Source organism: Mesorhizobium sp. M3A.F.Ca.ET.080.04.2.1, from assembly GCF_003952525.1.
Taxonomy (GTDB): Bacteria; Pseudomonadota; Alphaproteobacteria; order Rhizobiales; family Rhizobiaceae; genus Mesorhizobium.
This window is the reverse complement of sequence record NZ_CP034451.1, coordinates 5562562-5575103: the sequence shown is the minus strand read 5'-3', so window position 1 is coordinate 5575103 and position 12542 is coordinate 5562562. Positions and strand designations below refer to the sequence as shown.

Genomic DNA, 12542 nt, shown 5'->3' with positions numbered 1-12542 from the left:
GAGTGAAGCGGCCTACCTGCCCAGCCCCGGATCATTCTCCAGCAGGATCGGCTTGCCGTGCGGCGTGGCGTGCGCGGCACGTTCCCAGGCCGCTGCAAGTACGTCGACCTCGCCCTTGCCGGCGACGCCCTTGGCCGAGAGCAGCCTTTCCAGCGCTGCCAGCCAATGCTCATAGTAATCATGGCCGTCTCCTGCGGCGCCGGGCTTCTTCACCTCGGCGGACAGGGCCTGCGCCCACTCGCTCCACGAGAACAGGCCCCTATCGTGCAGGGCCACGGTCATGGCAAAGGCCTGCGCCTGCCACGGCTCCGCGAAAACTGGATCGTCGAAACCCGTCGGCAGGTCGGCGTCATGCCGGCTCAAGATAGCTCTCCCAGGCATCGATAGAGACACTCAGCGTCGGATCGGCGCCCTCGCCCCAGATCTCCGTTCCGTCGAAGACAATCGTGTATACCCATTGCGGATTTTCGCCCTCGCCATGCGCATTGCTGTCGGGAAAGACGAAGCCGTCGCGCACGGCCTCGACGATTCCATTCTTGTCCCGTGCGTAACGTGGGAGGCGCGTATGGCTGATGGGATTGAAATTCTTCGTGCGCACGCGATCGCCCGTCCGGAAGCGTGCCGGCTTCGTGACCGGCCGATCGCACGGCCCACCTTTGGCGAGCACCGCCGGCACGTCCGCTGCTTTCAGCACTCTTTTGGGCGTCGCTGCCAGGTCCAGCGCCTTGCCGGCCTCAAGGTCGTTCTGCGTCACGAAACCGTGGCGCTCCAACAGAGTCTCCAGCGCCTTGATCCATATCTGATAGTAGCTCGAGCCGTAATAGTCGGCGGGGTGCAAGGATTCCCGCGCATGCCTGCTCTCATCAATGTTCCAGGCACCCATGGCACCGGCGGTCAGCGTGACGCCGAGCGCCCGCTTCTCCCACTCGGCATGGAAGTAGGGCTCGTCCGTTTCGGGCGCGACCGGGCCGAAACCCATCTGCCCACCGAGGTCCTGCGGCCCGTTCATTGAGGCTCCCTCTATTGCGGCTCTTTGGCCAGCGCGGTGCCGATCATCGCATCGCGGCTCACAAGCTCGGCCAGCCGCTCCGCGCTCCAGCCGTCGGTCCCCTTCGGCCGCATCGGCACCACAAGGTAGCGAAGCTCGGCCGTTGAATCCCAGACGCGGATCTTCTTGTCCTGCGGCAAAGTCAGTCCGAACTCCGCCAGCACGCCGCGCGGATCGATCACCGCTCGCGACCGGTAGGGCGGCGCCTTGTACCAGACCGGCGGCAGGCCGAGCACCGACCACGGATAGCAGGAGCACAGCGTGCAGACGACGAGGTTGTGCGTCTCCTCGGTGTTGAACACGGCCTGCATATGCTCGCCCTGACGGCCGGTGAAGCCGAGAGAGGCTATCGCCGCCGTGGCGTCGCGTTTCAGCCATTCGGCGTAGTCCGGATCGGTCCAGGCCTTCGCCACCACTCTGGCACCGTTGCGGGGACCGATCTTCGTTTCGTATGTGTCGACGATGGCGTCGATGGCCGCCGGATCGATCAGACCCTTCTCGGTCAGGATCGTCTCCAGCGCGCGCACACGCGCGGCGAACGGATCGAGCTCATTGTCGTGATCATGATCATGGGCCATGGCGCAAAACTAGAAGCGCGCGCTTTGCGCCGCAAGCATGTTACCTTGGGCCAACGGCGGCAGAAGGCTACTCGGCCGCCGCCTTTTGCAGTTCGACCACGCGATCGTCCTCCTGGTCGAACAGCGAGGGCTGCTCGCCGTTCTCGACGGCGTGCAGCGCCGGGCGGCTTTTCCTCGAGGAGAAGCTGAGCAGCCAGCCGGAGAAACGCTCGAAATAGACATAGATCACCGGCGTCACGAACAGGGTCAGCGCCTGCGAGGCGAGAAGACCCCCGACGACCGCCACACCGAGCGGCTGGCGCAACTCGGCGCTGGCGCCGGTGCCGAGCGCGATCGGGAAGGTGCCCATCAGCGCCGCCAGCGTCGTCATCATGATCGGCCGGAAACGCATCAGGCAGGCCTTATGGATGGAATCTACCGCCGACATGCCCTCGCGCCTGAGTTCCAGCGCCACGTCGACCATCATGATGCCGTTCTTCTTGACGATGCCGATCAGCATCAGGATGCCGATGACCGCGATGACGGAAAGGTCCATGCCGGCAAAGCGCAGCGCCACCACCGCGCCAAGCACCGCCGACGGCAGCCCGGTGAGGATGGTGAGCGGGTGGATGAAGCTCTCATAGAGCATGCCGAGCACGATGTAGATGGTCAGGATCGCGCCGCCGATCAGCAGGCCCTGGTTGGCGAGCGAATCCTGGAACGTCTTGGCGGTGCCGGCGAAGCTGGTGCCGATCGACCTCGGCATGCCGATCTGCTCCTTCAATTGGTCGATGCGGGCCACGCTGTCGCCGAGCGCCACGCCTTGCGGCAGGTTGTAGGAGATCGTCACCGCCGGAAGCTGGCCGAGCTGGTTGACGGTCAGCGCACCTGCGGTGCGGTCGACGCGTGCGAAACTGCCGAGCGGAACCAGGCTGCCGCTCGCGGTCCTGACCTGGATGGCGAGCATGCGCTCCGGCGACCATTCGATCCTGGGGTCGAGCTCCATGATCACTTCATAGCTGTCGGCCGAGCCGAAGATCGTCGAGACCTGGGCGGTGCCGAACCCTCCATAGAGGCTCGAGCGCAGCGTGTCGGTGTCGACGCCCAGCGTTGCCGCCTTGTCGCGATCGACGACCAGCGTCGCCTGCAGCGCGTTGTTCTGCAGATCGCTGGTGACGTCGGTGAAGTATTTATGGTCGGCGGCCATGGCGTCGTTCAGCTTCTGCGCCCAGACATCGGTCGCCCCGTTGTCGAGCCCTTGGACGACCAGCTGATAGGCGCTGGCGGAAGACCGCGAGCCGAGCCTCAGGTTCTGCACCGGCTGCATATAGGTTTCGATGCCCGCCACGTTGGACAGCTGCCGCCTCAGATCGGAGAGCACCTTCTCGATGTCGGGTCTCTGGTCCTTGTCCTTGAGCTGCACGTAAAGCTGGCCTTGATTGAGCGCATTGTTGCCGCTGCCGGCCGAATAGGCGACATGCGCCACGTAGGGCGAGTGCGAGAAGACGTTCGCCACCTGCCCCTGCAGCTTCGCCATGGCGTCGAAGGAAATGTCCTGGCGCGCGATGGTGGTCACCGAGATCTGGCCGATGTCCTCTTGCGGGAAGAAGCCTTTCGGCGAGACCTGGATCACCCAGACCGATGCCGCCGCGGTTCCGATGAAGAGGAGGAATACCAGGAAGGTATGACGCAGGCAGAAGCTGAGAACCCAGTCGTAGGCGCGCGTGAAAAGGTCATGCCTGTGACCGTCGCCATGCGCCTCGCGATCGGCCTTGGTGACCGACAGCAGCCGCGAGCACAGCATCGGCGTCAGCGTCAGCGAGACGAACATCGACGCCAGGATTGCCACGGTGACGACCACCGCGAATTCGTTGAAGATGCGGCCGATCACGCCGCCCATCAGAAGCACGGGGATGAACACCGCCACCAGCGAGATCGAAATCGAGATGATGGTGAAGCCGATCTCGCGCGCGCCCTTCAGCGCGGCATCGAATGCCGACAGCCCATCCTCCTCCATGTGCCGGAAGATGTTTTCCAGCATCACGATGGCGTCGTCGACGACGAGGCCGACCGCCAGCGTCAGCCCCATCAGCGAAATGTTGTCGACGGAGAAGCCGAACAGGAACATGGCCCCGAGCGTAGCGATCAGCGAGATCGGCACCGCCACGGCCGGGATGATGGTTGCCGTCACGCGGCGCAGGAACACGAAGATCACCATCACCACGAGGGCGATGGTCAAGAGCAGCGTGAACTGCACGTCGTCGACGGCTTGGCGGATCGATGTGGAGCGGTCGTTGAGCAGTTTGATGCTGGCGGCGGCAGGCATCTGCTCCTGGAAGGACGGCAGCATCGCCTTGACCTTGTCGACGACGTCGACGGTGTTTGCGTCGGGCTGTCGCTGCACCGCAAGGATGATCGCGCGCGTGCCGTCATACCAGCTCGCCGTGGTGGTGGTCTGAACCGAATCGACGACGCGGGTCACCTCGCCGAGCCGCACGGGATGTCCGTTCTTCGTGGCGATGATGATGTTGGAGAATTGCGCCGCGTTGTCGAGCTGCGTGTTGGCGGTGATGGTCAGCTGCTGCTTGTCATTCTGCAGCACTCCGACCGGTGTGTTGCTGTTGGCCGAAGCGATCGCCGTCTGCAATTGGTCGATCGAGATGCCGCGCGCGGCAAGCGCGGTTGGATCGATCTGGATGCGCACTGCATATTTCTGCTGACCGAAAATCGAGACCTGCGCCACGCCGTCGATCGTCGACAGTGACGGCGAGATTACGTTTTCGGCGAAGGCATCGAGATCGGTTAGCGGCACCGTGTCGCTGACCAGCGACATCAGAAGGATCGGCGCGTCGGCCGGATTGACCTTGCGATAGCTCGGCGGCGCCGTCATCTCCGGCGGCAGCGATTTCTGGGTGCGCGCGATCGCCGCCTGGACATCGGCCGCCGCGGCGTCGATGTCGCGATTGAGCACGAATTGAATGGCGATCGAGGTCTGGCCGAGCGAGTTGGTGGTCGAGATCGAGTCGATGCCGGCGATCGTGGCGAACTGCTTGATCAGCGGCGTCGCCACGGATGTCGCCATCGTCTCCGGTGAGGCGCCGGGCAACTGGGCCGAGACGTTGACCACCGGAAACTCGGCGCTCGGCAGCGCAGCCACCGGCAGGAACTTGTAGGCGAAGATGCCGCCCAGCACGAGCGCGAAGGACATCAGCAGGGTGGCGACGGGCCTGCGAATACAGAATTCGGAGATCATGGCCGCGCCTCGCCGCCCTTGTCGGCTTCCGCGAGCTTGGGAGCGGCCTGGCCGGTATCGTTGCTCGCCGCTTTGCCCTCATGCACGGCGGCGCCGTCCTTCAACCTTGTTTGGCCCTCGACGACGACCCTTTCACCGTTCTTCAGCCCCTGGCTGATGGCGCTGTTTTGACCTTCCGTCAGCGCCACCTGGACCGGCCGCATCTCGACCGTGTTGTCCGGCTTGACCACATAGACGAACGGCCCCTTCTGGCTGGGCTGCACCGCGACCGTCGGAACCGACGTCATTTGCGGCATCGTGCCGGCGTCGAGCACGACATTGACATACTGGCCCGGCCACAACGAAAGGCCGGGATTGGGAATGCTGGCCCTGGTCGCGATGGTGCCGGAAGCGGTGTCGACGCTGGAATCGACGAAATCGAGCGTGCCCTTGCCGATCGGCGTCGGATCGCCGTCCTTGGTCAGCGTCACGCCGCCCTCCTGCGGGTGAGCGAGCGCCTTGTGCAACAACGCAAGATTGCTTTCGGGCAGGGTGAAGTTCACCTGCAGCGGGTCCATTTGCGTGATGGTGACGAGCGGCGTTGCCGTGCTGTTGCCGTTGCTGGTGGTGACGAGGTCGCCGACGGAGACGTTGACGGCGCCGAGCCTGCCCGAAATCGGTGCCGAGATCGTCGCATAGCCCAACTGCACGGTGTCCGAATCGATCGTCGCCTTGTCGGCATCGATCGTCGCGGCCGCGGCCTTTTGCGCCGCCAATGCCTGATCGTAGGTCTGCTGCGTACCGGCCTGCTTGGCGACGAGGTCCTTGGCGCGCTGCAGATCCGCCGTAGCGCTGACCAGCATTGCCTGGTCCTTGACCAGCGCCGCCTGGTCTTTGGCCAGTTGCGCCTTCAACGCGCGGTCGTCGAGCGAGAATAGAAGATCGCCGGCCTTGACCATCTGGCCGTCCTTGACCGCAATCGACATGATCTGGCTGGAGACACGGGCATTTATGTTGACCACGGCGGGCGACGAGACAAAACCGATCGCGTAGCGGCGGATGGGGAAGTCCGCCGTCGTAGCCGTGGCGGCAACGATCGACGCGGAGCGCGCGCCGTTTCCGCCGGCCTTCTCGGACACCTTGGCCGGCTTGTCCGTCGCGGCGGCCGGTTGGCCTGAGATCAAGTGCTGGGCTTTGTCCCGCGCCGTGGGCGAAAGATACAGACCGGCTCCCGCAAGGCAGGCCACCGCAACCACTGCAAAGGCAATTTTTCCGCGCATCGACAACAAGCCCTCTCACCCGACACGCTGAATCCGGTGTCATATTTCAGCTCGTTCCGCGGCCATTTTCCCGCGAATTTCGCCGAATAGATAGGACACGGCTTTGGCGGAAAAGGGCCAAAGCGCGGCATTACGAAGATTTAATGTGCAGTGCACAATTGTTGTGCAGCCTGGATCAAGGCGATAAGGCCCGGCCCGCGGCGGCTGAAGGGAAGCGCAGGAACCACCATTTGCAGGCCCGCCCCACCTGAATATCGACGCACTAGCGAAGCATTGGCCACAGCGTCGCCGCGAGCAGTAAGCCCATGGCGATGTTGAACCATTTCAGCCGCGTCGGATCCGACAGGAACCCGCGCAGCGCCGTGCCGAAGCCTGCCCAGACGGAAACGCTGGGGAAGTTGACGATGGCGAAAGCGGCCGAGATCAGCACCACGGAGACGAACGGGTGATCGGGGTTGGTATAGACGGCCATGGCCGTAACGGCCATCACCCATGCCTTGGGGTTGACCCACTGGAAGGCGGCGGCATCGATGAAGCGCATGGGGCGCGAATTCGCCCCGCCACTGCCGTCCAAGGAGCGCGACCAGGCGATCTTCCAGGCCAGGTAAAGCAGGTAAGCGGCGCCAGCGACCTTGAGCGCGGTGTGCAGCGCCGGAAACGCAGTCAGCACCGCACCGAGTCCGAAGCCCACTGCCAGCAGCAGCAACAGAAAGCCGATGCTGATGCCCAGCATGTGTGGAACCGTCCTGACGAGGCCGAAATTGACTCCTGATGCCAGCAACATGAGGTTGTTCGGCCCCGGTGTGATTGATGTCACAAAGGCATAGACCAGCAGGGCAAGGAATGCGCTAAGTGACATCATATCCTCCCAGATATGTCAGCCTTATTGACCTTTCTTGCGGGACGCGCAAAGGCCACCACCGGGCGAGTGCCGGTCCAGAGAGGAGCAAAAGAGGCCGAGCGGCGATGGCCGCTATCACATGCCCTGCGGGCCGCGGTTCATCGCTGCGACGCCGGTGCGGCAGATCTCGACCAGTCCCAGCGGCTTCATGATGGCGATGAACTGATCGAGCTTGGAGCCCTTGCCGGTGATCTCGAAGATGAAATGCTCGACGTTGGCGTCGATGACGCTGGCGCGGAACGCATCCGCCAGCCTGAGCGCCTCGACGCGCGCCTCGCCGGTGCTGGCGACCTTGACCAGCGCCAATTCCCGCTCCAGCGGCCGCTCCTGGCCGAGTTCGTGCGCGCGAACGGTGAGGTCGACCACGCCGTGCACCGGCACGATGCGCTCCAGCTGATGCTTGATCTGCTCCAGCACATGCGGCGTGCCGCGCGTCACGATGGTGATGCGCGACAGGTGCTTCTCGTGCTCGGTCTCAGAGACGGTCAGGCTTTCGATGTTGTAGCCGCGCCCCGAGAACAGGCCGATGACGCGGGCAAGCACGCCCGGTTCGTTGTCGACCAGCACGGAAAGCGTGTGGTTTTCCGGCTTTTCGGTTTCCTTGGCGATGAAATAGGCCGAGCCGGTCGGTTGCAGCTGTGCGTTCATGACGTGAATCTCGATTTCAAACTCTTGATCTAAAGCTCTGTTTACAAACGGCTCCCCAGCCGCGGGTTCCGACCTTTGCCTACACCAATTCCCTGCCCTTGGCGTCGATGGCGTTGGCCACCGCCTCGTCGGTCGCCTCGTCCGGCAGGAGCATTTCATTATGCGCCTTGCCCGACGGGATCATGGGGAAGCAGTTGGCGAGCGTCGCGACGCGGCAGTCGAACAGCACCGGCTTCTTCACCGAGATCATTTCCTTGATCGCATCGTCCAGTTCATCTGGCTTGTCGCACCGTATGCCATGCGCGCCATAGGCTTCCGCCAGCTTGACGAAATCCGGCATCGCCTCGGTATAGGAATGCGACAGCCGGTTGCCGTGCAGCAGCTGCTGCCACTGCCGCACCATGCCCATGTATTGATTGTTGAGGATGAAGATCTTGATCGGCGCCTCATACTGCACCGCACAGCTCATCTCCTGCATCGTCATCTGCACCGATGCGTCGCCGGCGATGTCGATGACCAGTGCGTCGGGATGCGCGATCTGCACGCCGAGCGCTGCCGGCAAGCCATAGCCCATCGTGCCAAGGCCGCCCGAGGTCATCCAGCGGTTCGGCTTTTCGAAATGATAGTGCTGTGCCGCCCACATCTGATGCTGGCCGACTTCGGTGGTGATGTAGGTGTCGCGATCCTTGGTCAGCGCGTAGAGCCGCTGGATCGCATATTGCGGCATGATGACGTCGTTGTTCATCTTGAAGGCGAGCGAATCCCGCGCGCGCCATTTCGCGATCTGCTCCCACCATGGGTAGAGCGCCTTCTTGTCGGCCTTGGCGCTCGCCCGCCACAGCCGCACCAAATCCTCCAGCACGCGGCCGACATCGCCCAGGATCGGCACGTCGGCATGGACGTTCTTGTTGATCGAGGACGGGTCGATGTCGATATGGATCTTCTTCGAGTTCGGCGAGAACGCGGTGAGCCGGCCGGTGATGCGGTCGTCGAAGCGCGCCCCGATGCAGATCATCACATCGCAGTCGTGCATGGCCATGTTGGCTTCGTAGGTGCCGTGCATGCCGAGCATGCCGATCCAGTTCTTGCCCGAGGCCGGATAGGCGCCAAGCCCCATCAGCGTCGAGGTGATCGGGAAACCGGTGAGGTCGACCAGTTCGCGCAGCAGGTGGCTGGCTTCCGGGCCTGAGTTGATGACGCCGCCTCCCGAATAGATGATCGGGTTCTTTGCGCTCGCCATCAGTTCGACGGCGGCCTTGACCTTCTCGAGATCGCCCTGGATTTTCGGCTGATAGCTGGTGCGGGGCGCAGTCCGCGGCGGCACGTAGACGCCTTTGGCAAACTGCACGTCCTTCGGGATGTCGACCACGACCGGGCCCGGACGCCCGGTGGTCGCGACATGGAATGCTTCATGGATGGTGGCGGCGAGCTCGTTGACGTCCTTCACCAGCCAATTGTGCTTCGTGCATGGTCGCGTGATCCCGACCGTATCGCACTCCTGGAAGGCGTCGGACCCGATCAGCGAAGTCGGCACCTGTCCGGTCAGGCAGACCAGCGGGATGGAATCCATCAGCGCGTCCTGCAGCGGCGTCACCGCATTGGTGGCGCCGGGGCCGGAGGTCACGAGGAGAACGCCGGCCTTGCCGGTCGAACGGGCATAACCTTCCGCGGCATGGCCGGCGCCCTGCTCGTGCCTGACCAGAATGTGCTCGACCTCGTCCTGCTGGAAGATCTCGTCATAGATCGGAAGCACTGCGCCGCCCGGATAGCCGAAGACGTGCTTGACGCCGTTGTCCTTCAGCGCCTGCACCACCATTTCGGCGCCGGTCATCTCACGCCGTTCGTTCCGTTCGTTGCTCATCGGTCTGGTCCCGTACTGTTCGCTGTCTGGCGATTGCTGGTCGTTTAGTCGTGTTTCAGGCAATAAAAAAGGCCCCCCGGGGGAGCCTGTGTGATGCGCATGGGAGGTTTTCGCCCGGCGGTTACACCGCCTTGCCCACGCGCCTGCCTACGAGAATGAGTGCCGTTTTCATGGGCGCGGACAATAAGGGCGGTGGCGCGCCGCTGTCAACGGCCAAAGTTGACACATCGCGTGGACGCACCCAGCCTTCCTTCGGGACATTAGGCCGTCATTTCCTTCGCGAATTTTCGCACCACCCGTTCCAGCAGCGGCACGTAGTCGCGAAAGGCTCGCGTCTTCATGCCGGCTACCTTGCCGCCTTCGTCCCAGATGCGCACGCGCACCGCTTCCTCATGGAACGGGTTGCGGCGGAATTCGGCCACCTCCTCGGGGCTCATCGGCCCGCCTTGCAGCGACAGCGTATGGACCGAGGCCGGCGACAGCTTGCCGAAATAGGTCGGATCGGTGGCGCAGAGATAGCGTTTGGCCGAGACATGCAGCCTGACGCATTCGACGATGACCGGCGGGAAGAACGGCGCCAGCACCTCGCCGCCCGCCTCGTCGTGATGCTTGTCCTCGACGTCGTCCGGCGAGTAGGTGCCGAACTCGCTGGTGTAGTGGCCGATGTCATGGAGCAGCGCCGCCGCGACCAGTTCCTCCGGCGCGCCGTCCTGCTCGGCAAGCCAAGCGCCCTGCAGCATGTGCTCCGACATGGTGACGGGTTCGCCGAGATAGGATTCCGCCCCGCGGCGCTCGAAGATGTCGGCGATGAATTCGACGATGTTGCCGGCGTTCAGCTCGTTCGGGTTCATTCGGCTGCCTCGCTGAAGTTGTGCTCGATCGCCGCCAGGGTGGACAGCAGCCCGTCCTTGTCGGCGTAGCAACCCTGCAGCCAGCGTCTCCCGCTGCCCGAAAACGCCTTGCGCGCATGCATGACGCGGGTGTTGTCGACGATGAAGGACTGGCCCGCCTCCAGCTTGAAGGTCACCTCGAAGGCCGGATCCTCGATCAGCTCGGCGAACCGGCGGTAGGCGGCATAGTAGTGCTCCATGTCGGCGAATGGCACGTCGATCGCCGGTGCCAGCGAGCGGTTGTTGAAGCGGATGCAGATGAGCTCGCCATCGGGCCCGAGCTCGATCATCGGTCGTTTGGACTGGAGCCGCACTCCCGACGAGCCTGCATATTCGAAGCGTGCCGGATAGGAGGACAGCAGGCGAAAACCCTCGCGATCTTCGGCCTGCAGCGCGGCCGCCACTGCAAATCCGTCGACGACGCTGGATTCGCCGCCCTCGACCGTGTTCTCGATGCAAGCCAGTATCTGCAGCGTCGGCACCGGATCGCGGTAGGGATTGTCGGTATGCGCCTGCAGACCGAGATTGGTGTAGGCGAGATTGTTCGGGTTGACCTCGGCACGCACCTCGAACCAGCGCCCGTAATTGGTTTCGCGGATATAGCCGAAGAGGTCGGCCACCTTGCACAGCGCACCGGATTCCGCCGGCAGGCCGTCGATGACGGCGAAGCCGTAGGTCCGCACTGCCGCCAGCCATTGCCGCAGCGCGTTGCTGTCGCGGCTGACCTCCGCGTAAGAGGCGCGCGTGATGGAATTTTGCATCGAGGCCGAGGTCCAGCGCTTTATCGCGTCTTCGGTCCAGCCTGGCTGGCGATCCTCGCAACGATCATAGGCATGCGCGCGAAGCCAGCTTGCGGGGTAGCTGACCGTCTTGCCTTCCGGCAAAAACGTGACCTCGAGCGCCTCGCCTTTCATCGACGCTTCGCCGATGCGGGTCTCTGCCGGAATGTCGAGAATGGTGATCAGCCGCTGGCCGTTGCCGGTGCTGCGCGTCTTGCCGTCGAGCGCATTGTCGCGCAGCCACATGGCGTGGAAGCGGCTGCGTTTTCCGTCCTTCCAGGCAAGTTCGATCGTTCGCCCTCCGTCGCCAAGGGTTGCTGTCGTCAGCATGTCCGGAACCTCCAATCCCTAACCCGCCGTTGCGCGTGATTGCTTGCATGCTGGCGCCGACAGAGTCATAACTCAAATTATCGTTTTGTGGCCTATGACTCCGTATTTCTGATGGCTGCACCAGCTTTCGATAGAATGCCTCCACTTGACTGGCTGCGCAGCTTCGAGGCGGCCGCGCGCCTGTCGAACTTCACCGCCGCGGCCGCCGAACTTGGTCTGACGCAAGCCGCTGTCAGCCAGCACATCCGTCTTCTGGAAGGGCGTTTGAAGACGCGACTGTTCGCACGCTTGGCGCGCGGCGTGGCTCTGTCACCTGAGGGCGCCGCCTATCTCCCGCACATCCAGGCGGCATTCGCGACCATCGGCAACAGCACGTACGAACTGTTCGAGCCGCGCGCCGTGCAGACCGTCACCGTCCGTAATCCTATTTCCTTCGCCCTCTTGATGCTGGTCCCGGCTCTTCCCGATCTCGCGAAGGCGCTGCCGCTTGTCAGGCTCGATCTGGTGACCATCCACCGACCAACCGACTACGACCAGCCAGGCTCGGTGCTCGACATCCGCTTCGGCAATGGGTCTTTTCCCGGGCGCGAGGCGGCCCGGCTGACCGTCGAACGGCTTGTCCCGGTCGCCGCCCCAGACCTTGGTGGAAACAATGATTGGCTGTCGCTGCCCCTGCTTCTGGTCGCTGGCGCTCGCGAGATGTGGGCGGAATGGTTCGCAGCCGCGGGCCTTGTCGGACATCCCCGGCGCTCGCATCGCTTCGATAGTTTCGTCGCGGCAATGGAAGCGGCCAAGGCAGGCGCCGGAGCGCTGCTTGGCTCACGGCCTCTGATCGACGCTGCCCTCAAGGAGAAGACCCTTGTCAGCCTTTCGGATTTCGAGCTCTCGAGTCCATCGGGTCACTTCCTGACATGGCCCTTGTCATCCCGTCTCACCGGCGCTGAGCAGGATTTTCGCCGCTGGCTGCTTTCGCGCCTCGCCAAGGCCTAAAAATCGCACTGCCGCGAAAGAGCCTG

General features: G+C 63.6%; 11 protein-coding genes. 1 reads left to right on the top strand and 10 read right to left on the bottom strand.

Annotation, left to right across the window (positions count from 1 at the left end; translation table 11 throughout):
- Positions 1-12: 12 nt before the first annotated feature.
- The 10 genes from EJ074_RS26545 to EJ074_RS26500 form a co-directional block, all read right to left on the bottom strand.
- Positions 13-363, bottom strand: coding sequence for a nitrile hydratase accessory protein (locus EJ074_RS26545; protein ID WP_095808111.1), 351 nt, complete (start codon positions 361-363; stop codon positions 13-15).
- A complete protein-coding gene (nthB, locus tag EJ074_RS26540) occupies positions 350-1009 on the bottom strand; it encodes a nitrile hydratase subunit beta (RefSeq protein ID WP_095808112.1) in 660 nt (219 codons plus the stop codon). Before nthB ends, EJ074_RS26545 begins: the two co-directional genes overlap by 14 nt.
- An 11-nt stretch (positions 1010-1020) precedes the next feature.
- A complete protein-coding gene (gene nthA / locus EJ074_RS26535; RefSeq protein WP_095808113.1) occupies positions 1021-1626 on the bottom strand; it encodes a nitrile hydratase subunit alpha in 606 nt (201 codons plus the stop codon).
- Positions 1627-1693: 67 nt separating this feature from the next.
- A complete protein-coding gene (locus EJ074_RS26530) occupies positions 1694-4858 on the bottom strand; it encodes an efflux RND transporter permease subunit (RefSeq protein ID WP_095808114.1) in 3165 nt (1054 codons plus the stop codon).
- Complete coding sequence (locus EJ074_RS26525) at positions 4855-6117, bottom strand: efflux RND transporter periplasmic adaptor subunit (protein WP_095808115.1); 1263 nt, start codon at positions 6115-6117, stop codon at positions 4855-4857. The genes EJ074_RS26530 and EJ074_RS26525 overlap by 4 nt, the downstream gene beginning before the upstream one ends.
- 262 nt (positions 6118-6379) lie before the next feature.
- Positions 6380-6976, bottom strand: coding sequence for a LysE family translocator (locus EJ074_RS26520; protein WP_095808242.1), 597 nt, complete (start codon positions 6974-6976; stop codon positions 6380-6382).
- Between the two features lie 117 nt (positions 6977-7093).
- Positions 7094-7666: an acetolactate synthase small subunit gene (gene ilvN / locus EJ074_RS26515; RefSeq protein ID WP_095808116.1), complete on the bottom strand. Its 573-nt coding sequence runs from the start codon at positions 7664-7666 to the stop codon at positions 7094-7096.
- Positions 7667-7745: 79 nt separating this feature from the next.
- Positions 7746-9527: an acetolactate synthase 3 large subunit gene (locus tag EJ074_RS26510; RefSeq protein ID WP_095808117.1), complete on the bottom strand. Its 1782-nt coding sequence runs from the start codon at positions 9525-9527 to the stop codon at positions 7746-7748.
- A 260-nt stretch (positions 9528-9787) separates the two neighbouring features.
- Positions 9788-10378, bottom strand: a complete 591-nt coding sequence (locus tag EJ074_RS26505) for an HD domain-containing protein (protein ID WP_095808118.1) — start codon at positions 10376-10378, stop codon at positions 9788-9790.
- Positions 10375-11526, bottom strand: coding sequence for a gamma-butyrobetaine dioxygenase (locus EJ074_RS26500; RefSeq protein WP_129553875.1), 1152 nt, complete (start codon positions 11524-11526; stop codon positions 10375-10377). Before EJ074_RS26500 ends, EJ074_RS26505 begins: the two co-directional genes overlap by 4 nt.
- A 135-nt stretch (positions 11527-11661) precedes the next feature.
- On the opposite strand from EJ074_RS26500, the gene EJ074_RS26495 reads away from it, so the two are divergent.
- Complete coding sequence (locus EJ074_RS26495; protein ID WP_095808120.1) at positions 11662-12516, top strand: LysR family transcriptional regulator; 855 nt, start codon at positions 11662-11664, stop codon at positions 12514-12516.
- Positions 12517-12542: the final 26 nt, after the last annotated feature.

What these genes read in the sequence shown, in the direction of transcription:
- EJ074_RS26530 (WP_095808114.1), bottom strand. Translation starts at nt 4,858, where the DNA reads ATGATCTCCGAATTCTGTATTCGCAGGCCCGTCGCCACCCTGCTGATG.
- EJ074_RS26520 (WP_095808242.1), bottom strand. Translation starts at nt 6,976, where the DNA reads ATGTCACTTAGCGCATTCCTTGCCCTGCTGGTCTATGCCTTTGTGACA.
- EJ074_RS26495 (WP_095808120.1), top strand. Translation starts at nt 11,662, where the DNA reads ATGCCTCCACTTGACTGGCTGCGCAGCTTCGAGGCGGCCGCGCGCCTG.
- nthA (WP_095808113.1), bottom strand. Translation starts at nt 1,626, where the DNA reads ATGGCCCATGATCATGATCACGACAATGAGCTCGATCCGTTCGCCGCG.
- nthB (WP_095808112.1), bottom strand. Translation starts at nt 1,009, where the DNA reads ATGAACGGGCCGCAGGACCTCGGTGGGCAGATGGGTTTCGGCCCGGTC.
- EJ074_RS26505 (WP_095808118.1), bottom strand. Translation starts at nt 10,378, where the DNA reads ATGAACCCGAACGAGCTGAACGCCGGCAACATCGTCGAATTCATCGCC.
- EJ074_RS26500 (WP_129553875.1), bottom strand. Translation starts at nt 11,526, where the DNA reads ATGCTGACGACAGCAACCCTTGGCGACGGAGGGCGAACGATCGAACTT.
- ilvN (WP_095808116.1), bottom strand. Translation starts at nt 7,666, where the DNA reads ATGAACGCACAGCTGCAACCGACCGGCTCGGCCTATTTCATCGCCAAG.
- EJ074_RS26525 (WP_095808115.1), bottom strand. Translation starts at nt 6,117, where the DNA reads ATGCGCGGAAAAATTGCCTTTGCAGTGGTTGCGGTGGCCTGCCTTGCG.
- EJ074_RS26510 (WP_095808117.1), bottom strand. Translation starts at nt 9,527, where the DNA reads ATGAGCAACGAACGGAACGAACGGCGTGAGATGACCGGCGCCGAAATG.